Here is a 22478-nt window from a genome sequence, read left to right as displayed (position 1 = left end):
TGGTGACTCACTGTATTATTTCCCCGCGAGCTAATTATGTTAATGCTATTTCTCACCGTGGCGTTAGTGCATATCGTTGCGCTGATGAGCCCCGGCCCTGACTTTTTCTTCGTGTCACAAACGGCCGTCAGCCGCTCCCGCAAAGAGGCGATGATGGGCGTGCTGGGTATCACTGCGGGTGTCATGGTCTGGGCGGCGGTGGCGCTACTCGGTCTGAACCTGATTCTGGCAAAGATGGCCTGGCTGCATAACATTATTATGGTCGGCGGGGGTCTCTACCTGTGCTGGATGGGCTACCAGATGCTGCGCGGAGCGCTGAAGAAAGAAGTGAAAAAGCCGGAAGAGCCAAAGGTTGAGCTGGCAACGGGCGGCCGTAGCTTTGTGAAAGGGCTGCTGACCAACCTGGCGAACCCGAAAGCGATCATCTATTTTGGCTCCGTGTTCTCTCTGTTTGTCGGTGACAGCGTGGGCGCGGGGGCGCGCTGGGGTATCTTCCTGCTGATTGTCGTTGAGACGTTTGCCTGGTTCACCGTGGTGGCAAGCCTGTTTGCCTTACCGGCAATGCGCCGTGGTTACCAGCGCATCGCAAAGTGGATTGACGGTTTTGCCGGCGCGTTGTTCACCGGCTTCGGTATCCATTTGATTATCTCTCGCTAAGCATGACGCGCTGACGCCAGGAGCGCGCCAACCAGCATAAACAACGAACCGAACACTTTATTCAGGGCCTTCATCTGCTTAGGCCCTTTAATCCAGGCCGCGATTTGCTGCGCCAGCGTCGCGTAACCAATCATCACAATGATGTCGACAACAATGGTGGTCGTACCCAGCACCACGTACTGCATCACCTGCGGCTGGTGTGGCACGATAAACTGCGGGAACAACGCGGCCAGGAAAACAATGCTTTTCGGGTTAGTCAGGTTAACGAACACTGCGCGTTTAAACAGACGACCGCGCGTTTGTGCCTGAGCGAGTGTGTTCAGGTTGATTGATCCTGCGGCACGCCATTGCTGAATACCCAGCCAAATCAGATATGCCGCGCCGGCCCATTTCAGCACCTCAAACGCCAGTACAGAGCGGGAGAACAATGTCCCCAGACCAATCCCTACCAGCACGATGTGAATGCCCAGCCCGGTCTGCAAACCGGCAATGGACGCCGCCGCACCGCGATAGCCGTGGTTGATGGATGTGGTCATAGTATTGATCGCGCCAGAGCCAGGGGAAAGGCTGAGGATGATGGATGTCAGCAGGTAAGCGAACCACCACTCGAAGGTCATTTGAAACTCCCGAATCGTCTGTTTTTATGCCACAATACGCTATTGCTGAGTCATTTTGTGACCAGTGATGAAAAAACGATATTCCTTGGCTTACAGGGGTGGAAACCCGATGTTTCAGCAGAAAAAGGACTGGGAAACACGAGAAAACGCATTTGCTGCTTTCTCTATGGGGCCGCTGACCCATTTCTGGCGGCAACGTGAGGAAGATGAATTTACAGGCGTAGGTCGTGTTCCGGTACGCTTTGTCCGTTTTCGGGATAAGAAAAATGATCGGGTGATTGTGATATGCCCGGGGCGTATAGAAAGCTACGTTAAATATGCCGAACTGGCTTATGATCTGGTCCATACAGGGTTCGATGTCCTGATTATTGACCATCGTGGGCAGGGGCTTTCCGGTCGTATGTTATCGGACACGCACCGTGGTCATGTGGATAATTTCAGCGATTACGTCGACGATCTTGCCGCATTCTGGCAACAGGAAGTTCAGCCAGGCCCGTGGCGTAAGCGTTATATCCTTGCGCACTCAATGGGCGGTGCGATCTCCACACTGTTTTTGCAGCGTTACGAGCACCAGTGCGATGCCATTGCGCTCACCGCGCCGATGTATGGCATCGTGATGCGTTTTCCTGACTGGATGGTGCGTCATATTCTTGACTGGGCTGAGGGCCATCAGCGCATTCGTGAAGGGTATGCCATCGGGACAGGACGCTGGCGGGCACTACCGTTTGCCATCAATGTGTTAACCCACAGTCGGCAGCGTTATCGCCGTAACCTGCGCTTTTATGCCGATGAACCGCGTTTACGCGTCGGTGGTCCCACTTATCACTGGGTGCGGGAAGGCATTCTGGCCGGTGAGCAGGTATTGACTGGCGTCGGCAATGACGACACACCGACACTCCTGATTCAGGCGGAAGAAGAGCGTGTGGTCGATAACCGCATGCATGACCGCTTTTGTGAACTGCGCGCCGCCGCCGGTCACCCTTGTGAAGGGCGAAAACCGCTGGTTATAAACGGCGCATTCCATGAGATCCTTTTCGAAAAGGACGCTATGCGCTCAGTCGCGCTTAACGCCATTGTTGAGTTTTTCAACCGGCATAACTGATTTTCTATTGAGGTTAAATTTCCCTATGTACCAGGTTGTTGCATCTGATTTAGATGGCACACTACTTTCCCCCGACCACACCCTGTCGCCTTATGCGAAAGAGACCCTGAAACTCCTGACTGCCCGTGGCGTGAACTTTGTGTTTGCCACCGGTCGCCACCACGTGGATGTAGGGCAGATCCGCGATAATCTGGACATCAAGTCCTACATGATCACCTCCAACGGTGCGCGAGTACACGATACCGATGGCAACCTGATTTTCACTCACAATCTGGATCGTGGCATTGCCGCCGATCTGTTTGGTGTTGTGCATAACAACCCGAATATCGTCACCAACGTTTATCGCGACGATGAGTGGTTTATGAACCGCCACCGTCCGGAAGAGATGCGTTTCTTTAAAGAGGCGGTATTCCAGTATTCGCTGTACGAGCCGGGTCTGCTGGAGCCGGAAGGCGTCAGTAAAGTGTTTTTCACCTGCACCAGCCATGAAGAACTGTTGCCGCTGGAGCAGGCGTTTAATGCGCGCTGGGGTGACCGCGTCAACGTCAGTTTCTCTACGCTTACCTGTCTGGAGGTCATGGCGGGCGGTGTCTCGAAAGGTCACGCGCTGGACGCTGTCGCCAGGCGTATGGGTTTTGGCCTGAAAGACAGCATTGCCTTTGGTGATGGTATGAACGATGCAGAAATGCTCTCGATGGCAGGGAAAGGCTGCATTATGGAGAATGCGCACCAGCGTCTGAAAGATCTGCACCCCGAGCTGGAAGTGATTGGTTCGAACGCCGATAACGCGGTACCAAAATATCTGCGCAAATTGTTCCTTGAATAATCTTTAATTGATTATTTACTGCCCAGTTGTCAACTGAGTAGTTCGCTACAATGCCTGTCCTTCTTTCTGAGAGACAAGCATTGTGGCGCTACTCATTATCACCACTATCCTGTGGGCCTTCTCCTTTAGCCTGATCGGTGAATACCTTGCCGGACATGTTGACAGCTACTTCTCGGTACTGATGCGTGTCGGGCTGGCGGCGCTGGTGTTCCTGCCGTTTTTGCGTACGCGCGGGCAGTCGCTAAAAACCATTCTGCTGTACATGCTGGTGGGTGCGATGCAGCTCGGCATCATGTATCTGTTCAGCTTCCGGGCATATGTCTACTTGTCCGTCTCCGAATTCCTGTTGTTTACCGTGCTGACACCGCTCTACATCACGCTGATTTACGATCTGCTGAGCAAGCGTCGCTTACGCTGGGGCTATGTGCTGAGTGCGCTGCTGGCGGTTGTGGGGGCGGCGATTATTCGCTATGACAAAGTGAGCGATCACTTCTGGACTGGCCTGATGTTCGTGCAGCTGGCGAATATCAGCTTTGCTATTGGTATGGTTGGCTACAAACGCCTGATGGAAACCCGTCCGATGCCACAGCATAACGCGTTCGCCTGGTTCTATATGGGGGCTGCTATCGTCGCGGTGGCGGCGTGGTTTATGCTCGGTAACCCGCAAAAACTGCCGACCACCTCCGTGCAGTGGGGCATTCTGGTCTGGCTGGGCGTGGTGGCATCCGGGTTGGGGTATTTCATGTGGAACTACGGCGCTACACAGGTAGACGCCGGTACGCTGGGGATTATGAACAACGTTCATGTGCCTGCGGGGCTACTGGTGAACCTCGCCATCTGGCAGGAACAACCGCACTGGCCGAGCTTCCTTACTGGAGGGACGGTGATCCTGGCTTCGCTGTGGGTACATCGCCGTTGGGTCGCTCCGCGCTCCGCACAAACGGAAGATGGTCGCACGCGTGGTTCCGCGCTGAGCGAATAAACGCTTCCGTTACTGGCTGACGCTGCTCGCCGTCGCGCACGGCGGCGTACAGCCGGCTCCACAGTCCTTCACCCAGGGTTTTGGTCACGACCAGACCCTGGCGTTCAAAGCTTTCCACCACCCAGTGCGGCAGCGCCGCGATACCCATTCTGGCCGCAACCATCTGAATCAACAGCAGGGTGTTATCCACGCTTTTCAGCTGTGGGCTAATACCTGCGGGCTGCAGGAAGTGACGCCAGATATCCAGGCGGCTGCGCTGCACCGGGTAAATCAGCAGCGTTTCCGTCGCCAGATCTTCCGGCGTGATGCGTGTTTTACTGGCCAGAGGGTGATCCGGAGCCAGAACCAGGCGCACTTCAAAATCAAACATCGGCGAATAGTGCAGACCACTGCGCGGCAGAATGTCTGAGGTCATGACCAGATCCAGCTCGCCCTGCTGGAGCGATGGCTGAGGGTCAAACGTCACACCGGATTTAAAGTCCATCTCCACCTGCGGCCACTTCTGACGGAAGCTCTCAAGCGCGGGGGTCAGCCACTGAATACAGCTGTGACACTCAATTGCGATACGCAGTTTGGTTTGCTGCGGCTCGTTGCAGGATTGCAGGGCGCTGGCAATCTGCGGCAGCACCTGGTTGGCCAGCTGCAACAGGATCTCACCCTGCGGCGTAAAGCGTAGCGGCTGACTCTTACGCACAAAAAGACGAAAGCCGAGGCGTTGTTCCAGATCGCTGAACTGGTGAGAAAGGGCGGACTGGGTCTGGTGCAGCGTAGCCGCAGCCGCTGCGAGAGAACCGCAGTTCCGCAACGCTTGTAGCGTTTTCAGGTGTTTTATCTCGATCATGAAAGTCCTTCACTTCGGCATGAACATTTTGCGCTTGAGGAATATACAGTAACCGCCAATTATGGATGTGTAAACATCTGGACGTCTAAATCGTAAAAATTCACAAGGGGCATACCATGACAATCCGTAATCACACTCTCGGTTTCCCTCGCGTTGGCCTGCGTCGCGAGCTGAAAAAAGCGCAAGAAAGCTACTGGGCGGGCAACACGACCCGTGAAGAACTGCTGACCGTTGGCCGCGAGCTGCGTGCCCGTCACTGGGATCAGCAAAAACAGGCGGGTGTTGACCTGCTGCCAGTGGGCGATTTCGCCTGGTACGACCATGTTCTGACCACCAGCCTGCTGCTTGGCAACGTGCCGGCTCGTCATCAGAACAAAGATGGATCGGTAGATATCGACACCCTGTTCCGCATTGGCCGTGGCCGTGCGCCAACAGGGGAGCCAGCGGCAGCGGCGGAAATGACCAAGTGGTTCAACACCAACTATCACTACATGGTGCCGGAGTTCGTAAAAGGCCAGCAGTTCAAACTGACCTGGACGCAACTGCTGGACGAAGTGGACGAAGCGCTGGCACTGGGGCATCAGGTAAAACCTGTGCTGCTGGGGCCGGTTACGTACCTGTGGCTGGGTAAAGTGAAAGGCGAACAATTTGACCGTCTCAGCCTGCTGAACGATATTTTGCCGGTCTACAAACAGGTGTTGATTGAGCTGGGTAAACGCGGCATTCAGTGGGTGCAAATTGATGAGCCAGCGCTGGTGCTTGAGCTGCCGAAAGAATGGCTGAACGCCTTCAAACCGGCTTACGACGCGCTGACGGGTCAGGTGAAGCTGCTGCTGACCACGTACTTTGAAGGTGTCACGCCAAACCTCGACACGATCGCGGCGCTGCCGGTTCAGGGGCTGCACGTTGACCTGGTTCATGGCAAAGATGATGTGGCGGAGCTGCACAAGCGTCTGCCAACGGACTGGCTGCTCTCGGCGGGTCTGGTCAACGGTCGCAACGTCTGGCGTGCCGATCTGACGGAGAAGTATGCACAGATTAAAGATGTCGTCGGTAAACGCGATCTGTGGGTCGCCTCTTCCTGCTCCCTGCTGCATAGCCCCATCGATCTGAGCGTGGAAACCCGCCTGGATGCGGAAGTGAAAAGCTGGTTTGCCTTCGCCCTGCAGAAATGTGAAGAGCTGTCGCTGCTGCGTGATGCGCTGAACACGGGCAATACGGCGGCGATTACCGAATGGAGCGCGCCGATTCAGGCACGTCGTCACTCCACCCGCGTTCACAATGCGGCGGTCGAAAAACGTCTGGCGGCCATCACGGCGCAGGACAGCCAGCGTCAGAACGCTTACAGCGTGCGTGCCGAAGCCCAGCGCGCCCGCTTCAATCTGCCAGCATGGCCGACGACCACTATTGGTTCCTTCCCGCAGACCACTGAAATCCGCGGCCTGCGTCTGGACTTTAAAAAGGGTAATCTGGATGCGAACCACTATCGCACCGGTATCGCCGAACACATCAGACAGGCGATTGTGGAGCAGGAGCGCTTAGGTCTGGACGTGCTGGTGCACGGTGAAGCAGAGCGTAACGACATGGTGGAATACTTTGGTGAGCACCTGGATGGTTTCGTCTTTACCCAGAACGGTTGGGTGCAAAGCTACGGCTCCCGCTGCGTGAAGCCACCGGTAGTGACTGGTGACATCAGCCGTCCGGAAGCGATCACCGTTGAGTGGGCGAAGTACGCTCAGTCCCTGACCGACAAACCAGTGAAAGGCATGCTGACCGGTCCGGTAACCATTCTTTGCTGGTCCTTCCCGCGTGAAGATGTGAGCCGTGAAACCATTGCGAAGCAGATTGCGCTGGCGCTGCGTGACGAAGTGGCAGATCTGGAAGCGGCGGGTATTGGCATCATCCAGATTGATGAACCGGCACTGCGCGAAGGTCTGCCGCTGCGCCGCTGCGACTGGGATGCGTATCTGGCATGGGGCGTGGAAGCCTTCCGCATCAACGCCGCCGTCGCGAAGGACGACACACAGATCCACACCCACATGTGTTACTGCGAGTTTAACGACATCATGGATTCCATTGCTGCGCTGGATGCTGATGTGATCACTATTGAGACATCACGTTCAGACATGGAACTGCTGGAGTCATTCGAAGAGTTCGACTACCCGAACGAAATCGGGCCGGGCGTGTATGACATCCACTCACCGAACGTGCCGGACGTAGAATGGATTGAAGCCTTATTGCAGAAAGCGGCTCAGCGTATCCCGGCGGAGCGTCTGTGGGTGAACCCGGACTGCGGCCTGAAAACCCGCGGTTGGCCGGAAACCCGCGCGGCGCTGGCAAACATGGTGAAGGCGGCGCAGAATCTGCGTCAGGCGTAACCGGAAAACCTCTCCCTTCATTGTGGAGAGGTGTTTTATCCCCCGCTTAGCCTTGCACTTAAGGCCGGGTGCTGCAGGTAGTCCATGCACCAGCGGCACACTTTCCCCATACCGTCTGAACGGGCTGCCAGAAAAAGCGTTGTGGCATGTTTGTGTTCACGCATCGGTTTTTTGAGTAGCGTTCCCCTGTTGAGCAACGGTAGCGCCAGATGGTGCGGAATATAGCCAATCCCCACATTTTGCTCGATTAATGCAATGGCGGTGGTGAAATCAGGCACAAAAAGCGGTTTTTGCCCCTCCAGCAGCCAGGCCTGTTGCGGCGCGATGCTGATGGATGTGTCACGAATACACACAGCCGAATAGTGACGCAGTTCAGCGTTGTCGAGCGGGTGTCGGGCACCCGCGAGCGGATGCTGTGGGCTGACGACAAAGTCCCATTCCAGCTGCCCTAAAGGGGCGCTGATAATGCCCTCGCTGCCGGGAACGGCATGGGGCGCACCAATCACCAGATCTGCCCGTCTGCCATACAGTGCATCCCAACAACCGTTGTAGACTTCAAGATTCAGCGTCAGTGTCGTTGACGAGAATTGTTGTTCAAAATCGCGGATGAACTCGACCAGCACGGCGGTGGGAATGATGTTGTTTACCGCAATCGTTAATTCACGTTCAATGCCATCGTGGATCAACACCGTGTTACGTCTGAGTGCTTCCAGATCGCCGAGGATCGTTTTGCTGTGTTCAATAAAATAGCTGCCCGCTGGCGTGAGTTCGATATAGCGTCCTTTGCGAAGAAACAGTTCTGCGCCAAGCGCTTCTTCCGTTTTTTTGATGGTATAGCTAATGGCGGACGGGACTTTGTTTAGCTGCTCGGCGGCAGTCGTAATGCTCTGGTGTCTGGCGACCAGATGGATCACGCGGAGAGTTTCGTCAGAAATAAACATAGGGTTTCCTGGTCGGCAGAGAGCGGCTGAACCCGGGTTCGATTCAGCCGTAAAAGTGTGCCAATTATACGCAGGAACTATCGGTGTTGACCCAGACGACTGAGCAGCGCGTATGCGATACAGGCCACAACAATGGAGTCTACCGACGGAATAGTGGTCAGGGTGAACACCCCTTTCACGGTCATAAAACCTACAACAGCGCCTGAAATCCACGCGACAAACGTCAGCGCTTTAATTTGTGGTTCCTGCGTCAGAACGGAATCCTGGTAACCGTTGCGGCGGTACATGAAGAAATCGGCAATATAAATTCCGGCGACCGGGGGGGTGGCAATACCGAGGAACAGCAGGAACGGGATAAACCACGCCATAATATCCAGGCTACCGACGATGGCAGACAATCCCCCCAGCGCGAGGGTTATTTGCCATTTAGGAAAGCGGGTCAGTAACGTTGACACGACCAGCGTGCCCTGGAACATATTCCCGGCATTACCCGTTACGCAGGCGAAAATCAGCAACAGCGCGGCAGGCAGTACGGCACCAAAGACTGTCATCGCACCCAGCAGGGAACCCTGGCCGCTAATGGCGCTGGGCGTCGCGCCAGCCCAGTACAGCAGGGGGTAGGCAACCAGAAACGTCAGCCCCGCCGCGATCAGGGCGTGCTTGCGGTTATGCACGAAACTGCCAAAGTCAGGCAGAGTCGCGACCAGAACGATGATCGTGCCAACGACGGTCGATACGGCAACGCCAGTATTCATACTGACAACGGTTTGCGGCATTGCTATGTCGCTGTGGGTGGCAACATACAGGATGTAACACAGAACCAGCACAATTACAGGGACGGCAATCTGGGCGACTTTCCCTAATACCTCAAAGCCAAATGCGGTAGAGGCAACAAAAATCACGCATCCCGCAGCGACCAGCAGCGGCAGTGGAACATTCAGCCCATGCTGTGTGAGCAAATCATGCACGGAATGACCGAACATGCTGGCGGTTACCGCAATCCAGCCGAACAGACTGATGGCCATCAGGATATTGATAGCGATCGCGCCTTTTTCGCCAAACGCATATTTCACAATACCGTACGTTGGCAGGCGGGCTTTTTCGCCCACGCTGATGGTAATGGCAGACAAAATGGTGAGGATGAGTCCACCCAGCAATACCACACTTATCAGGCTGCCGCTGGAAAGCTGGTTACCCAGACTTGAAGATGACAGCAGAACCGGCGTAACGGCGATCCCAAGCAAAATCATGGCGATCCGTAACCCTGACGCAGTGTGAAGACTCTCTTCTGTTTTACGCATATCTTGTTCCCTCTGAAGTGCGCGTTACGCCGTGTGGAAATGGCCGGTGTACTGTCGCCAGCTTCCCTGTTCTGTGATTTCGCGTTGACCCTCCGTGAGCCAGTTTTCCGCCAGCACGCCCAGCACTTCGCTGCCATCGGCGAGTTTGACTTTACCGATGGCCAGCCCCGCAGGTTCACTCATCAGTAATTCGGCAAAACTGGCGAGCGGAAGCGCCCAAATCTCCAGCGCAACCTGCGTGCCGCCTTGTGCGACGCGGATCATCCCAGGGTGTCTGTCGTTAATGCTCCACAGGCGATAGTGCGCGTCGGTGAGGTCTTCGCGCACGAATACACCGCCTGCCTTGAGCATGTTTTTGTTCAATTCCAGGCCGCGCATCAGGGTGCCATTCACAGCCAGCAGAGTAGTGGTTGTCATATTATTCTCCGGTAAATGTTATGGGGTGATCCAGGTTCCGCTCTGGTGTGAAAGGGCGGCTTTAATGGCCTGCGGGCTGGTGATCAGACCGCTGGCGTATTTACCCTGTTGTTGGCTGGTGTTCACAAAATCGAGAATCGCTTCGACTTTCGGTTGCATGCTACCGACCCCAAATTGCCCCTCTTGCACGAGCGCCTGGGCTTGTTCGACGGTAAGGGTGTCCAGCCATTGCTGCCGGGGCGTGCCGAAGTTGATCGCCACTTTTTCTACCCCGGTGGGAATGAGCAGCAAATCGGCTTGCAGTTGGCTGGCGAGCAGAGCAGACGCGCGATCTTTATCAATCACCGCCTCGACGCCTTTCAGCTGTTGTTGTGCATCGCGAATGACCGGGATCCCGCCACCGCCGCAGGCGATGACGATATAGCCCTGCTTCACCAGTTGGGCAATGGTGTTGTGTTCAATGATTTCCAGAGGTGAGGGAGAAGGCACGGTGCGTCGCCAGCCCCGGCCCGCATCTTCCATCAGTGTCCAGCCGAGTTGCTGCTGACGTTCGCGGGCGGTCGCTTCATCAAGGAATGCACCGATAGGTTTGGTTGGGTTTGCGAAGGCGTCATCCTCCTCACTGACCCGTGTTTGCGTCACCAGAGCAATAACGGGTTTGTGAATACCGCGACGTGCCAGGGCGTTATGCAGCGCTTTCTGGAACATATAGCCGATTGCGCCCTGGGTATCGCCCACGGCGTAATCCAGTGGGACGGGGGCAACTTCACCGCTCGCCAGTTCGGAACGGCGTAAAATAAACCCTACCTGCGGGCCATTGCCGTGGGTCAATACCAGATCCCACCCGGCCTCGACCATATCGGTGATATGTTCAACGCTTTCAATCACCGCATCGTATTGATCGGGAATGCTATTCCGTCGATCGTCCTGGATCAGGGCGTTACCACCGACAGCAACGACAGCCAATGGCCTGCTCATTGTGGTTCTCCTTTTGCAACGATCTGCGCCAGTGTGGAAATTGCCTCGACAAAGCAGGGCATGGGAGCGGTCGTGATGCCCGCTCCAATCTGGCCGATGCCGGCCTGTTTGTGCGCAATCCCGGTGTTGATGACGGGTAAAATACCGCGGTCGGCGACCTTGCGGGCGTCGATACCGGCAGCCGTCGGGGCAAAGTTCAGGGCTGGCAGTGTGAAGGCCGGGTTACCACCCAGGGTAATTGACTGCATGCGGCGGCTATTGTTGGTCGCATCTGCGGGGGTTCCACCGACAAATTTTACAATTGCAGGGGAAGATGCCATTGCAAACCCACCCACGCCGGCGGTTTCCGTAATGGCGCTATCACCAAGATCTGCGGCAGCATCGTCCACGCCATAGCCCGGGAAAAATAGCCCTTCGACCGCGTTGGCTGGAGCCTGGAACCATTGCTCTCCGGTGCCGGACAAGCGAATGCCGAAATTAACACCGTTGCGTGCCATCACCGTAACCATTGAACTGAATGGCACACCGGCGGCTGCGTCCATCATGGCTTTACAGGCCGCCATCGACAGGTTGAGGAAGAAGTGATCGTTGCTGGTGATAAAGGCCACGACCTTTTGTACGCTCGTACCAGGCAAGTTGCAGGCCAGTAGCGCGGGCAGCAGGCGTTTGATCAGTAGACCGGTTGCTGCGGCGTTACGGTTATGGACTTCATCACCCATATGTAACGCCTGTGCCATCAGCGGTTTTAACTCCAGCTCGCCAAGGTGACGCACGGCGGCTTTAAGCGCAGGTCCCAGCTCATCGCGCATCCAGCACAGACGTTCGAGCACTTCTTCGTTGTTGGCACCAAAGCGTAAAACCTTACCTAACCCTTCGTTAAAATTGCTGAAGGCGCGTTGTCCGTTGGTTTTATTTTCAATAACCCACAGCGGCATAGACGGGCTGATAATGCCAGCCATCGGCCCAACGGCGTGATGGTGATGACATGGCTCAAGTGCTACCTCTCCCGCCAGGATCTGTCTCTCGGCCTCTTCATGGCCGCTAGCCCAGCCTTCAAACAACATTGCACCCACAATGGCCCCTTTCACCGGGCCGCACATGTTTTCCCAGCGAATGGGCGGGCCGGAATGCAGGATGAGTTTGCGATGAGCCATTTCGGGAATCGCTTCGCTGGCCGGCATGACATCCACCAGAGCCGGCTGGGCACTGAGGTAACGCGCCATCGCAATCTGGTTGGCGTGTTCTACTAAGGGGTGATGCAGCAGAGAGGCAAGATCGTGTCCGGCATCGATATTGCCCAGCGCAGGGGGTTGCCAGCTGAGTGCGATAACCTCGCCACCGACTTTCTGGATATTACTGGCAAAGCTCTGAAGCCCGACATTCACTACTTTCAGGGGCTGATTAAATAAGGTGTTCATGCGCAGAAGTCCTTCTTCTGGAGCTGAATGTTAGCCACGATGCTGGCCCAGGCTGCGGCCTGCGCGTTGCAATCGGCGATGATGACGCCCGCTTCACGCAGGGCGTCAACCTGGCGGCTGCGCTGTTGTGGATCGGCTTCTGTGCCGCATACATGCGCAATCAATACCGGGGCATGGTGTTTATCAATGTGAGCAAGTTGCTCCAGTAATTCACTGGCAGGGGTTTCGGATGCGCCATATCCCAGCACCACATCGAACAACACAACGGCAGTCTGTGGATCGTTCAGCTCGTTAATGAGGCGCTGGTTGCGCAGCGTGGGGTCAATCATCGGGTGCGGTTTACCGCGGGTGAAATCGTCATCTCCCATGTCGATTAGCGTATGACCGTGGCTCTGCCAGATATCCTGTAGTTTTTTATTTCCGGAAACGGGGGTGTTTGATGCGGCGCTGAAACCGTTTTGTTGGCAGATGAGTTGCGCTTCATAGCAGAACGTCCCTCCCGCGAAGACGCCGCGAATATCCTGCCTTGCCGCAGACAAATTCAGGCAAGACTGTTGCAGGGTAACGATGTCACGAGGTGTTGGGTCTGCCGGTTTTTCTGGTAATGGCTGATGGTTGGCTAATGCAACCGCGATTTCAGCCGCGCTGGCAAGCGTCAGTGCGGCGCTTACGTTAGGGCGTGCGATCTCCTGCGGATCAGAACCAATAAAGTTCACTACCACGGGTTTCCCGGCAAACTGAGCCTGCTCCAGAATGCGCGTAGCCACAGTGGGTGAAGGTGGTTTTGAGATCAAAACGATGACGTCGGTGGCTTCATCTTGCATAAGTGCCTGGAGTCCATCCAGCATGGAAATCCCGCCGATTTCTTCGCTGAGGTCATGGCCGCCTGTGCCCAGAGCCTGCGAGATGCCTGACCCAAGTCTGTCAATACGGCACGTCACCTCCTGCAACCCGGTACCGGATGCACCGACGATACCGATGACCCCGCGTTTAACCACATTAGCAAAACCCAACGGAATACCGTTGATAATGGCAGTGCCACAGTCGGGACCCATCACAATACGGCGATGTGTGTGCGCGAGGGTTTTAATCGCTTTTTCCTGCCCGGAACTGACGTTATCGCTGAACATCATCACGTTCATACCCAGATTCAGCGCTTTTATCGCCTCGGCGGCCGCATAGTCTCCGGGAACGGAAATCAGCGCCAGATTAGCATCGGCCGCGGTTTCCAGTGCCATATCCAGGCTAACCGGGTCGGGAGATTTGCTGATATCCGCACTCTCTTCAGGCTTACTGTTCAGGCGTTGCTCAGCGAGATCCAGCGCCGCTATGCAAGCGGCTTCTTCTCCCATGACGGCAATGATCAGATCGTTCGGACCGGCGCGGAGCTCCGTACCAAGTCCAGCTTCACGAAGCTGGTCGAGGTTCATCGGGGTTCCCATCGCCACTGACGCGTTATGGATACCTGGTAGCTTGCTGATCCGCGCTGAAATCTGCATCAAAGACACAGAGTCCTGGTATAGGTTGCTGAAAACTTTGCTCTGAATTTTCATTATGTTAAGCCTGGTAATGACTGCCCGACAGCAGAGTGCGGACAAAGGGAACCCGCATAGCGTGGTATCGGGCGCTACGAAAAGGTCGTGATAATGTGAGGTTGTTAGATAGCGGATACCGCGAGGCCTCGACGGTATCTCCGTTATTTAGCCCTTAAGGCCTTCCTGAATGGCGGAGGAATGGCTGACCCAGCCGAAAATGGCACCCTGTGCCTTGATCATCTCCAGCGCATATTTCTGGAATTCCGGGAAATAAGAGCCGACACAATCTTCCGGGATAATGCACTCGTAACCCCGATCGTTAGCTTCGCGAACGGTCGTGGTGACGCAAACTTCAGTGGTGACGCCGCAGACAATCAGCGTTTTAATGCCGTGGTTCTGTAAAATGAGATGCAGGTCAGTCTGATAGAACGCACCCTTGCCCGGTTTATCGATAACCGGTTCGCCCGCGACAGGGTAGAGCTCTGGAATAATGTCGTGGCCCGCTTCACCGCGCACCAGAATACGCCCCATTGGGCCGGGTTCGCCGATAAAGGTTTTGCCCCCGCGGGTGAGCTTGGCTGCCGGGCAATCGCTAAGGTCTGCGCGGTGCCCCTCACGGGTATGGATCACCAGCATTCCCTGACTGCGGGCTGCTGCGAGCACGTTTTTACAGGGCTCGATGGCGCAACGAACCCGCGAAACATCGTTACCGAGCGCTTCACCAAACCCACCGGCTTCCACAAAATCACGCTGCATGTCGATCATCACCAGAGCGGTGCTATGGGGGGCAAATGGCAGAGCAAAAGGTTGAGCCTGGAATACGTATTGCGTCATGGTAAATCTCCTGTTCAGGTCATAAACGATCCGTAAATCTGATGCTGAGTATTCAGCAGAAAGAGGTGGTGAGACAGGAAAATAGTTTGGTGTGCAGCAACGAAAAATTTGTATTGGCAGGCGTTATACCCGGTGAGTGTGAAGGGGGTCATATCGCTGAATAATGTGGCAAAAAATTTGATGAGAAGAATATTTAGAGTGAAAAAATTTGTCGCAATAATGTGATGAAATGCACTTATTTTTCATGTGGGAATGGCTCCGGTGTGCCCCGGAGCCATAAAAGTTATTTCTTATTACCGTACTGGCTGAACCAGGCCAGCATACGCTCCCAGCCATCTTTAGCGGATTCCACGTGATAGCCCGGACGATAATCGGCATTAAAGGCGTGCCCGGCATCCGGATACACCACAATTTCAGCCTTTGCGTTGGCTGCACGCAGCGCATGGCGCATCGTTTCCACGGTATCGAGTGGAATACCCGTATCCTGTCCGCCGTACAACCCCAGAACCGGTGCATTCAGGTCTGTTGCGATATCAACAGGGTGCTTCGGTGAATTCAGCGTCTTCTCACCCACCAGCTTACCGTACCAGGCCACGGCGGCTTTGAGCTGTGGATTGTGCGCGGCATACAGCCAGCTAATACGACCACCCCAGCAGAAACCGGTCACCATCAGGCGATGCGGATCGCCACCGTTACGCGCCGCCCAACTGGCAACGTGGTCAAGGTCGGCCAGCACCTGCGCATCTGGCACTTTGCTGACCAGGTTGCTGAAAAGCGTAGGGATATCACTGTAATCATTCGGATCGCCCTGGCGGAAATAGAGCTCTGGTGCAACGGCCAGATACCCTTCCAGAGCCAGTCGACGGCAGAGGTCGCGAATATGTTCGTGAACGCCAAAAATCTCCTGAACCACAATCACGATAGGCAGCGGGCCGTCAGCGGATTTTGGCCGTGCGTGGTAAGCAGGCATATTATCGCCCTGCGAGGGAATGGAGGTTTCACCGGCCAGGATCGATTCTTCAGAGGTGGAGACGATGGTCGAAGCAAGAGGGGCGGCGGCAGGCGCAAAATTGGTTTTCTGAGTCATGGTATTCTCCGTACCCGTAAGTGCATATAAATATAGACCTCAAGATAACAACCCACAGTGCCTTAAACCGTCTATCTTTTGTGCAGTGCCCCGCGATATAACTTGTTAATGTGATGTGAATCACCATTTCATGGAAATCTACTGCAATCATTTTCATTCATGGTGAGGTGTGTCACGAAATTGTGCTTATTGCTTCTGTAAAGTACCATTTTACTTCTTCTGACTAACCGACCCACAGAGGAGTCACCTATGTCTAAGTCTGATGTTTTTCATCTCGGCCTCACTAAAAACGATTTACAAGGGGCTACGCTCGCTATCGTCCCTGGCGATCCTGAGCGTGTGGAAAAGATCGCCGCGCTGATGGATAAGCCGGTTAAGCTGGCAGCCCATCGTGAATTCACCACCTGGCGCGCTGAGCTGGATGGCAAAGCAGTGATCGTGTGCTCGACCGGTATCGGCGGCCCGTCTACTTCTATTGCAGTTGAAGAGCTGGCGCAGCTGGGCATTCGTACTTTCCTGCGTATCGGTACCACCGGTGCTATTCAGCCACATATCAATGTCGGCGACGTGCTGGTCACCACCGCGTCTGTGCGTCTGGATGGAGCAAGTCTGCACTTTGCGCCAATGGAATTCCCGGCAGTGGCTGATTTCGAATGTACCACTGCACTGGTTGAAGCCGCGAAATCCGTGGGGGCAACGACTCACGTGGGCGTGACCGCCTCTTCTGATACCTTCTACCCAGGCCAGGAGCGTTACGACACCTTCTCTGGTCGCGTCGTGAGCCGTTTTAAAGGCTCAATGGAAGAGTGGCAGTCTATGGGCGTAATGAACTACGAAATGGAATCTGCAACACTGCTGACCATGTGCGCAAGCCAGGGTCTGCGTGCCGGTATGGTGGCAGGCGTTATCGTCAACCGTACTCAGCAAGAGATCCCGGACGCCGAGACCATGAAGCAGACTGAAAGTCATGCGGTGAAAATCGTGGTTGAAGCCGCTCGTCGCCTGATCTAGTCCCGTCTTATGAGATAAAAGGCCGATACGTTCGGCCTTTTCTTTTTGCGTAGCGCCTCGCAGGAAAACCCTTTCAAACTGGACGTTTATACAGCACAATTCTATTTTGTGCGGGTAATACGTTGATGCAGGGGGCATTGTGGATATCTCAATCCTGATTTATGCGGTGATTGCGCTGGTGGGTGTGGGTATAGGCTGGCTGATTTCCAGCTACCAGCACGCGCAGCAGAAAGCCGATCAACTGGCAGAACGCGAAGAGATGGTCGCGGAGTTAAGCGCGGCAAAACAACAGCTTGCCCAGGGTTCGCACTGGCGCGACGAGTGTGAGTTGCTCAATAACGAACTGCGCAACCTGCGCGACATTAACACCTCACTGGAGGCCGATCTCCGCGAAGTGACCACCCGCCTTGAATCTACCCAGCTGCATGCGGAAGATAAAATCCGCCAGATGATCAACAGCGAGCAGCGCCTCAGTGAGCAGTTCGAGAACCTTGCGAACCGCATTTTTGAGCACAGCAACCGCCGCGTTGACGAACAAAACCGCCAGAGCCTGAACAGCCTGCTGACACCGCTGCGTGAACAGCTTGACGGTTTTCGTCGTCAGGTGCAGGACAGCTTTGGCCAGGAAGCCCGCGAGCGTCACACGCTGGCGCATGAAATTCGTAATCTCCAGCAGCTGAATGCGCAGATGGCGCAGGAAGCAGTCAACCTGACACGCGCCCTGAAAGGGGATAACAAAGCGCAGGGTAACTGGGGCGAGGTGGTACTGACCCGCGTGCTGGAAGCTTCTGGTCTGCGTGAAGGGTATGAATACGAAACGCAGGTCAGCATTGAGAACGATGCCCGCTCGCGCATGCAGCCGGATGTGATTGTGCGGTTGCCCCAGGGCAAAGATGTGGTGATTGACGCCAAAATGACGCTGGTGGCCTACGAGCGTTACTTCAATGCAGAGGATGATTACATTCGCGAGGCGGCGCTGCAGGAACATATTGCCTCTGTACGTAACCACATTCGTCTGCTGGGCCGAAAAGACTATCAACAGCTGCCGGGTTTGCGTTCTCTGGACTACGTGCTGATGTTCATCCCGGTAGAGCCCGCATTCCTGCTGGCGCTCGACAGGCAGCCAGAACTGATTACTGAAGCACTGAAAAATAACATTATGCTGGTAAGTCCCACCACGTTGCTGGTGGCCTTACGTACCATTGCGAACCTGTGGCGCTACGAGCACCAGAGCCGCAATGCGCAGCAGATTGCCGATCGCGCCAGCAAGCTGTACGACAAAATGCGCCTGTTCGTGGACGATATGTCCTCGGTTGGGCAAAGCCTTGACCGCGCGCAGGATAACTACCGTCAGGCAATGAAAAAGCTCTCCTCCGGGCGCGGCAATTTGCTGGCGCAAGCCGAAGCGTTTCGCAGCCTGGGGGTGGAGGTCAAACGCGAGATTAATCCGGAACTGGTGGAACAGGCCACGGCTCAGGACGAAGAATTCCGTCTGCGAGAAGGTCATGCTGAACAAAAGACAAACAGTGAAGACAACGATTTAACGGCGGATTTATCGCCAGAAGAGGAGCCGACGCGTTTCTTTCGCGGTGGTTGAATCGTAGGGCAAACGCGCCCAATCTGTTACACTTCCCGGACATTTTACTGATAAGCAGGCTCTGAGATGGTTGACGATTCACAAGACACGACGCACTTTGGCTTTCAGACTGTCGCCAAAGCGCAGAAAGCTGACATGGTGGCCCACGTATTTCATTCCGTGGCGGCGAAGTACGATGTGATGAATGACTTAATGTCATTCGGCATTCATCGCTTGTGGAAGCGCTTCACCATCGACTGTAGCGGTGTGCGTCGTGGACAAACGGTGCTGGATTTAGCGGGTGGTACGGGCGATCTGACCGCGAAATTCTCCCGTCTGGTAGGGGAAACCGGTCGCGTTGTTCTGGCCGATATCAACGACTCCATGCTGAAAATGGGACGCGAGAAGCTGCGTAACATCGGCGTTGTGGGTAATGTGGAATATGTACAGGCCAACGCTGAAGCTCTTCCGTTCCCGGATAATACCTTTGACTGCATCACTATCTCGTTTGGCCTGCGTAACGTTACGGATAAAGACAAAGCGCTGCGTTCCATGTACCGCGTGCTGAAGCCGGGCGGACGCCTGCTGGTGCTTGAGTTCTCCAAACCGGTTATCGAGCCGCTGAGTAAAGCCTACGATGCCTATTCATTCCACATTCTGCCGCGTATTGGTGAGCTGGTGGCAAACGATGCAGAAAGCTACCGCTATCTGGCAGAGTCTATTCGTATGCACCCGGATCAGGACACGTTGAAAGCCATGATGCAGGATGCGGCATTTGAGAACGTTGAGTACTTCAACATGACGGCCGGTGTCGTCGCGCTGCATCGTGGTTACAAGTTCTGAGTGGAGGTGTCCCGTGCCCTTTAAACCCCTGGTCACCGCAGGCATTGAGAATGTACTGAATGCCTTTCTGTACCGCGCACCTGCGCTGAAATCCGCACGTCAGCGGCTTAACGGAAAGGTACTGCGTATCGTTTTAAAAGAGTTTTCGACACCGCTTGTGCTGGTCTTCAGCGAACGTCAGCTCGACGTTCTGGGTGAGTGGGAAGGCGAGGCGGACTGCTCGGTCATTACGCACATGAGCGTGTTACCAAAACTGCGTGACCGCCAGCAACTGACCGCGCTTATCCGCAGCGGTGAACTGGAAGTTGAAGGCGATATTCAGGTCGTGCAGAACTTCGTTGCGCTTAGCGACCTGGCCGAGTTTGATCCGGCAGAACTGCTCGCGCCCTTTATTGGCGACATTGCTGCTGAAGGGATCGGTAAAGCGATTCATGGTGGTTCGGCTTTCCTGCGCAAAAGCCTGCAGCGACAGCAGCGCTATGCGGCAGAAGTGCTGACCGAAGAATGGCGCATGGCACCCGGGCCGCTGGAAGTGGCATGGTTTGCGGAAGAGACTGCCGCTGTTGAACGCGCGGTTGATGCCTTAACCAAACGGCTGGAAAAACTGGAGAGCAAATGACGCCTGGTGAAATTCGCCGCCTCTATTTTATCGTCCACACCTTTTTGAGTTACGGGCTAGACGAACTTATCCCCAAAATGCGCATTACGCTGCCGCTTCGGATCTGGCGGCGGATGTTGTTCTGGATGCCAAATCGTCATAAAGGTCAGCCGCTGGGTGAACGTCTGCGTCTGGCGCTACAGGAGCTTGGCCCGGTATGGATCAAGTTTGGGCAGATGCTTTCTACCCGTCGCGATCTCTTCCCACCAAACATTGCCGACCAACTGGCACTGTTGCAGGATCGCGTTGCCCCGTTTGACGGGGGAAGGGCGAAGAAACAGATTGAAGAAGCGATGGGCAATATCCCCGTCGAAACCTGGTTTGACGATTTCGACATTAAGCCTTTGGCATCAGCCTCCATTGCTCAGGTACACACGGCGCGTCTGAAAGAAAACGGCAAAGAGGTGGTTATCAAGGTTATTCGCCCGGATATCCTGCCGATAATCAAAGCTGACATGAAGCTTATCTACCGCCTGGCCCGCTGGGTTCCACGCTTGCTGCCTGATGGCCGTCGACTGCGTCCAATGGAAGTGGTGCGGGAATACGAAAAAACGCTGATTGATGAACTTAATCTGCAGCGTGAAGCAGCAAACGCCATTCAGCTGCGTCGTAACTTTGAAGACAGCCCGATGCTGTATGTGCCTGAAGTCTATTCTGACTACTGTAGCCAGAATATGATGGTGATGGAACGTATCTACGGGATCCCGGTATCGGATGTGGTTGCGCTGGAAAACCAGGGCACCAACATGAAGCTGCTGGCCGAGCGTGGCGTGCAGGTCTTCTTCACCCAGGTGTTCCGCGACAGCTTTTTCCATGCGGATATGCACCCGGGCAATATCTTCGTGAGTTACGAACACCCTGAGAACCCGAAGTACATCGGTATTGACTGTGGCATTGTGGGCTCGCTGAACAAAGAAGATAAGCGCTATCTTGCCGAGAACTTCATCGCCTTCTTTAATCGCGACTACCGTAAGGTGGCCGAGCTGCACGTAGATTCAGGCTGGGTTCCGGCGGATACTAACGTCGAAGAGTTTGAGTTTGCTATCCGTACCGTATGTGAACCGATTTTTGAAAAACCACTGGCGGAGATCTCCTTCGGCCATGTTTTGCTGAACCTGTTTAACACCGCCCGCCGCTTCAATATGGAAGTGCAACCGCAGTTAGTTTTACTTCAGAAAACATTACTTTACGTTGAAGGCGTAGGTCGTCAGCTCTATCCTCAGTTAGACTTATGGAAAACCGCGAAACCTTTCCTGGAATCCTGGATTAAGGATCAGGTTGGCATTCCGGCGCTGGTGCGCTCTCTGAAAGAGAAAGCCCCGTTCTGGATTGAAAAAATGCCTGAAATTCCTGAGCTGGTTTATGACAGTTTGCGTCAGAACAAGAACCTTCAGCACAGCATGGATAAAATCGCCCGCGAGCTTCAGTCCAGCCGCGTTCGCCAGGGACAGTCACGCTATCTCTTTGGTATTGGGGCGACATTGCTGCTGAGCGGTACGCTGTTGCTGATCAATCGCCCGGACTGGCAGATGATGCCTGCCTGGCTGATGGCTGGCGGGGTTGTTGTCTGGCTCGCAGGCTGGAGAAAAACGCGCTGATTTAGCGTCGCTATCGCCGGGTTGCATACGTATAATGCGATCTGACTAATTAATCATCTATCCCTGAGGAACATGTATGGGTGGTATCAGTATCTGGCAATTGTTGATCATTGCCGTCATCGTCGTGCTGCTGTTTGGCACGAAGAAACTCGGTTCTATCGGTTCCGACCTCGGCGCATCTATCAAAGGCTTTAAGAAAGCCATGAGCGATGATGAGAGCAAGCAGGATAAATCCAGCCAGGATGCTGACTTTACTGCGAAATCCATCTCTGACAAGCAAGATGACGCCAAAAAGGAAGACGCTAAACGCCACGATAAAGAGCAGGTGTAATTCGTGTTCGATATTGGTTTTGGTGAGTTGCTGCTGGTCTTCGTGATTGGTTTGATCGTGCTGGGGCCGCAGCGTTTACCTGTTGCGGTGAAAACCGTCGTCGGGTGGGTGCGTGCGCTTCGCTCGCTGGCAAGTACCGTTCAGAACGAGCTGGCGCAGGAGCTTAAGCTTCAGGAATTTCAGGAAAGCCTGAAAAAGGTTGAGAAGGCGAGCATGGATAACCTGACGCCGGAACTGAAGGCCTCGATGGATGAGCTGCGTGAAGCGGCGGAGTCCATGAAGCGTTCTTACAGCATCAATGATCCTGAAAAGGCGAGTGATGAAGCTAACACCATCCATAACCCGGTGGTGAAAGATAACGAAGCGCAGCGAGAAGGTGTAACGCCAGCCAGCGCCGGGCATCAGGCTGCCGCGCCAGAACAGACGCCGCAGGAAACTGAAGTGAAAAAGCAGGTGCAGCCGGAAGAGCCCGTTGTAAAAGCGGCTGAAGCAAAACCCGCCGTACCCGTTTCCGAATCATCCCCCTCGTCGAGTGATAAAGCGTAAA

Annotated in this window: 22 protein-coding genes; 12 read left to right on the top strand and 10 right to left on the bottom strand. The window is 54.9% G+C overall.

What is annotated here, in order from left to right:
- The first annotated feature begins 36 nt into the window (after positions 1 to 36).
- The gene (gene rhtC / locus ACHHZ6_RS20755; RefSeq protein WP_182273327.1) at positions 37 to 657 is read left to right on the top strand and encodes a threonine export protein RhtC; all 621 of its coding nucleotides are present in this window, start codon (positions 37 to 39) and stop codon (positions 655 to 657) included.
- On the opposite strand, the gene rhtB is transcribed toward rhtC, so the two are convergent.
- Entirely contained in the window at positions 654 to 1274 is a 621-nt protein-coding gene (gene rhtB / locus ACHHZ6_RS20750; protein WP_182273328.1) for a homoserine/homoserine lactone efflux protein, read from the bottom strand. The two genes, rhtC and rhtB, sit on opposite strands and share 4 nt — an antisense overlap.
- A 109-nt stretch (positions 1275 to 1383) precedes the next feature.
- On the opposite strand from rhtB, the gene pldB reads away from it, so the two are divergent.
- The 3 genes from pldB to ACHHZ6_RS20735 all read left to right on the top strand — a co-directional run bounded on the left by pldB (position 1384) and on the right by ACHHZ6_RS20735 (position 4184).
- Positions 1384 to 2376 carry a lysophospholipase L2 gene (gene pldB, locus ACHHZ6_RS20745; RefSeq protein ID WP_182273329.1) on the top strand — a complete coding sequence of 331 codons (993 nt, stop codon included), beginning with the start codon at positions 1384 to 1386 and terminating at the stop codon, positions 2374 to 2376.
- A gap of 25 nt (positions 2377 to 2401) precedes the next feature.
- Positions 2402 to 3202 (top strand): sugar/pyridoxal phosphate phosphatase YigL, encoded by an 801-nt coding sequence (gene yigL, locus ACHHZ6_RS20740; protein ID WP_182919114.1) that lies wholly within the window; start codon positions 2402 to 2404, stop codon positions 3200 to 3202.
- 82 nt (positions 3203 to 3284) lie between these two features.
- Positions 3285 to 4184, top strand: coding sequence for a carboxylate/amino acid/amine transporter (locus ACHHZ6_RS20735; RefSeq protein WP_182273331.1), 900 nt, complete (start codon positions 3285 to 3287; stop codon positions 4182 to 4184).
- Here the strand turns inward: ACHHZ6_RS20735 and metR are convergent.
- The gene (gene metR, locus ACHHZ6_RS20730) at positions 4072 to 5025 is read right to left on the bottom strand and encodes an HTH-type transcriptional regulator MetR (RefSeq protein ID WP_182273332.1); all 954 of its coding nucleotides are present in this window, start codon (positions 5023 to 5025) and stop codon (positions 4072 to 4074) included. The two genes, ACHHZ6_RS20735 and metR, sit on opposite strands and share 113 nt — an antisense overlap.
- 116 nt (positions 5026 to 5141) lie before the next feature.
- On the opposite strand from metR, the gene metE reads away from it, so the two are divergent.
- On the top strand, positions 5142 to 7403 hold the full coding sequence (gene metE, locus ACHHZ6_RS20725) for a 5-methyltetrahydropteroyltriglutamate--homocysteine S-methyltransferase (protein WP_395122961.1): 2262 nt from the start codon (positions 5142 to 5144) through the stop codon (positions 7401 to 7403).
- A gap of 35 nt (positions 7404 to 7438) precedes the next feature.
- On the opposite strand, the gene ACHHZ6_RS20720 is transcribed toward metE, so the two are convergent.
- The 8 genes from ACHHZ6_RS20720 to ACHHZ6_RS20685 all read right to left on the bottom strand — a co-directional run bounded on the left by ACHHZ6_RS20720 (position 7439) and on the right by ACHHZ6_RS20685 (position 15914).
- Positions 7439 to 8344: a LysR substrate-binding domain-containing protein gene (locus ACHHZ6_RS20720; protein WP_182273334.1), complete on the bottom strand. Its 906-nt coding sequence runs from the start codon at positions 8342 to 8344 to the stop codon at positions 7439 to 7441.
- Positions 8345 to 8421: 77 nt separating this feature from the next.
- A complete protein-coding gene (locus tag ACHHZ6_RS20715; RefSeq protein ID WP_395122960.1) occupies positions 8422 to 9645 on the bottom strand; it encodes a cytosine permease in 1224 nt (407 codons plus the stop codon).
- Between the two features lie 24 nt (positions 9646 to 9669).
- Entirely contained in the window at positions 9670 to 10062 is a 393-nt protein-coding gene (locus tag ACHHZ6_RS20710; RefSeq protein ID WP_182273336.1) for a glutamyl-tRNA amidotransferase, read from the bottom strand.
- An 18-nt stretch (positions 10063 to 10080) separates the two neighbouring features.
- Positions 10081 to 11040 carry a carbamate kinase gene (locus tag ACHHZ6_RS20705; protein WP_196390602.1) on the bottom strand — a complete coding sequence of 320 codons (960 nt, stop codon included), beginning with the start codon at positions 11038 to 11040 and terminating at the stop codon, positions 10081 to 10083.
- Complete coding sequence (locus ACHHZ6_RS20700; RefSeq protein ID WP_182919109.1) at positions 11037 to 12458, bottom strand: DUF1116 domain-containing protein; 1422 nt, start codon at positions 12456 to 12458, stop codon at positions 11037 to 11039. The genes ACHHZ6_RS20705 and ACHHZ6_RS20700 overlap by 4 nt, the downstream gene beginning before the upstream one ends.
- On the bottom strand, positions 12455 to 14011 hold the full coding sequence (fdrA, locus tag ACHHZ6_RS20695; protein WP_395122959.1) for an acyl-CoA synthetase FdrA: 1557 nt from the start codon (positions 14009 to 14011) through the stop codon (positions 12455 to 12457). The genes ACHHZ6_RS20700 and fdrA overlap by 4 nt, the downstream gene beginning before the upstream one ends.
- Before the next feature lie 147 nt (positions 14012 to 14158).
- Positions 14159 to 14827, bottom strand: a complete 669-nt coding sequence (locus ACHHZ6_RS20690) for a cysteine hydrolase family protein (protein WP_182919107.1) — start codon at positions 14825 to 14827, stop codon at positions 14159 to 14161.
- 283 nt (positions 14828 to 15110) lie between these two features.
- Positions 15111 to 15914: a dienelactone hydrolase family protein gene (locus tag ACHHZ6_RS20685; protein ID WP_182273341.1), complete on the bottom strand. Its 804-nt coding sequence runs from the start codon at positions 15912 to 15914 to the stop codon at positions 15111 to 15113.
- 249 nt (positions 15915 to 16163) lie between these two features.
- On the opposite strand from ACHHZ6_RS20685, the gene udp reads away from it, so the two are divergent.
- From udp to tatB, 7 genes are all read left to right on the top strand, one after another.
- Positions 16164 to 16925 carry a uridine phosphorylase gene (gene udp, locus ACHHZ6_RS20680; protein ID WP_395122958.1) on the top strand — a complete coding sequence of 254 codons (762 nt, stop codon included), beginning with the start codon at positions 16164 to 16166 and terminating at the stop codon, positions 16923 to 16925.
- A 139-nt stretch (positions 16926 to 17064) separates the two neighbouring features.
- Positions 17065 to 18522, top strand: a complete 1458-nt coding sequence (gene rmuC / locus ACHHZ6_RS20675) for a DNA recombination protein RmuC (RefSeq protein WP_182919106.1) — start codon at positions 17065 to 17067, stop codon at positions 18520 to 18522.
- A 66-nt stretch (positions 18523 to 18588) separates the two neighbouring features.
- Positions 18589 to 19344 (top strand): bifunctional demethylmenaquinone methyltransferase/2-methoxy-6-polyprenyl-1,4-benzoquinol methylase UbiE, encoded by a 756-nt coding sequence (ubiE, locus tag ACHHZ6_RS20670; RefSeq protein ID WP_181621351.1) that lies wholly within the window; start codon positions 18589 to 18591, stop codon positions 19342 to 19344.
- Between the two features lie 13 nt (positions 19345 to 19357).
- On the top strand, positions 19358 to 19963 hold the full coding sequence (ubiJ, locus tag ACHHZ6_RS20665) for a ubiquinone biosynthesis protein UbiJ (RefSeq protein WP_196390600.1): 606 nt from the start codon (positions 19358 to 19360) through the stop codon (positions 19961 to 19963).
- Positions 19960 to 21600: a ubiquinone biosynthesis regulatory protein kinase UbiB gene (ubiB, locus tag ACHHZ6_RS20660; RefSeq protein ID WP_395122957.1), complete on the top strand. Its 1641-nt coding sequence runs from the start codon at positions 19960 to 19962 to the stop codon at positions 21598 to 21600. The genes ubiJ and ubiB overlap by 4 nt, the downstream gene beginning before the upstream one ends.
- Before the next feature lie 76 nt (positions 21601 to 21676).
- A complete protein-coding gene (gene tatA, locus ACHHZ6_RS20655; RefSeq protein WP_182273345.1) occupies positions 21677 to 21931 on the top strand; it encodes a Sec-independent protein translocase subunit TatA in 255 nt (84 codons plus the stop codon).
- A 3-nt stretch (positions 21932 to 21934) separates the two neighbouring features.
- Positions 21935 to 22477: a Sec-independent protein translocase protein TatB gene (gene tatB / locus ACHHZ6_RS20650; protein ID WP_182273346.1), complete on the top strand. Its 543-nt coding sequence runs from the start codon at positions 21935 to 21937 to the stop codon at positions 22475 to 22477.
- Position 22478: the final 1 nt, after the last annotated feature.

It is taken from the genome of Enterobacter cloacae complex sp. 2024EL-00214 (assembly GCF_043945575.1).
Taxonomy (GTDB): Bacteria; Pseudomonadota; Gammaproteobacteria; order Enterobacterales; family Enterobacteriaceae; genus Enterobacter; species Enterobacter cloacae_P.
This window is presented reverse-complemented; position numbering and strand designations above follow the sequence as displayed.

Excerpts from the sequence above, each read along its gene's own strand:
- rhtC (WP_182273327.1), top strand. The coding sequence starts at position 37 with ATGTTAATGCTATTTCTCACCGTGGCGTTAGTGCATATCGTTGCGCTG.
- rhtB (WP_182273328.1), bottom strand. The coding sequence starts at position 1,274 with ATGACCTTCGAGTGGTGGTTCGCTTACCTGCTGACATCCATCATCCTC.
- pldB (WP_182273329.1), top strand. The coding sequence starts at position 1,384 with ATGTTTCAGCAGAAAAAGGACTGGGAAACACGAGAAAACGCATTTGCT.
- yigL (WP_182919114.1), top strand. The coding sequence starts at position 2,402 with ATGTACCAGGTTGTTGCATCTGATTTAGATGGCACACTACTTTCCCCC.
- metR (WP_182273332.1), bottom strand. The coding sequence starts at position 5,025 with ATGATCGAGATAAAACACCTGAAAACGCTACAAGCGTTGCGGAACTGC.
- metE (WP_395122961.1), top strand. The coding sequence starts at position 5,142 with ATGACAATCCGTAATCACACTCTCGGTTTCCCTCGCGTTGGCCTGCGT.
- ACHHZ6_RS20720 (WP_182273334.1), bottom strand. The coding sequence starts at position 8,344 with ATGTTTATTTCTGACGAAACTCTCCGCGTGATCCATCTGGTCGCCAGA.
- ACHHZ6_RS20715 (WP_395122960.1), bottom strand. The coding sequence starts at position 9,645 with ATGCGTAAAACAGAAGAGAGTCTTCACACTGCGTCAGGGTTACGGATC.
- ACHHZ6_RS20710 (WP_182273336.1), bottom strand. The coding sequence starts at position 10,062 with ATGACAACCACTACTCTGCTGGCTGTGAATGGCACCCTGATGCGCGGC.
- ACHHZ6_RS20705 (WP_196390602.1), bottom strand. The coding sequence starts at position 11,040 with ATGAGCAGGCCATTGGCTGTCGTTGCTGTCGGTGGTAACGCCCTGATC.
- ACHHZ6_RS20700 (WP_182919109.1), bottom strand. The coding sequence starts at position 12,458 with ATGAACACCTTATTTAATCAGCCCCTGAAAGTAGTGAATGTCGGGCTT.
- fdrA (WP_395122959.1), bottom strand. The coding sequence starts at position 14,011 with ATGAAAATTCAGAGCAAAGTTTTCAGCAACCTATACCAGGACTCTGTG.
- ACHHZ6_RS20690 (WP_182919107.1), bottom strand. The coding sequence starts at position 14,827 with ATGACGCAATACGTATTCCAGGCTCAACCTTTTGCTCTGCCATTTGCC.
- ACHHZ6_RS20685 (WP_182273341.1), bottom strand. The coding sequence starts at position 15,914 with ATGACTCAGAAAACCAATTTTGCGCCTGCCGCCGCCCCTCTTGCTTCG.
- udp (WP_395122958.1), top strand. The coding sequence starts at position 16,164 with ATGTCTAAGTCTGATGTTTTTCATCTCGGCCTCACTAAAAACGATTTA.
- ubiE (WP_181621351.1), top strand. The coding sequence starts at position 18,589 with ATGGTTGACGATTCACAAGACACGACGCACTTTGGCTTTCAGACTGTC.
- ubiB (WP_395122957.1), top strand. The coding sequence starts at position 19,960 with ATGACGCCTGGTGAAATTCGCCGCCTCTATTTTATCGTCCACACCTTT.
- tatA (WP_182273345.1), top strand. The coding sequence starts at position 21,677 with ATGGGTGGTATCAGTATCTGGCAATTGTTGATCATTGCCGTCATCGTC.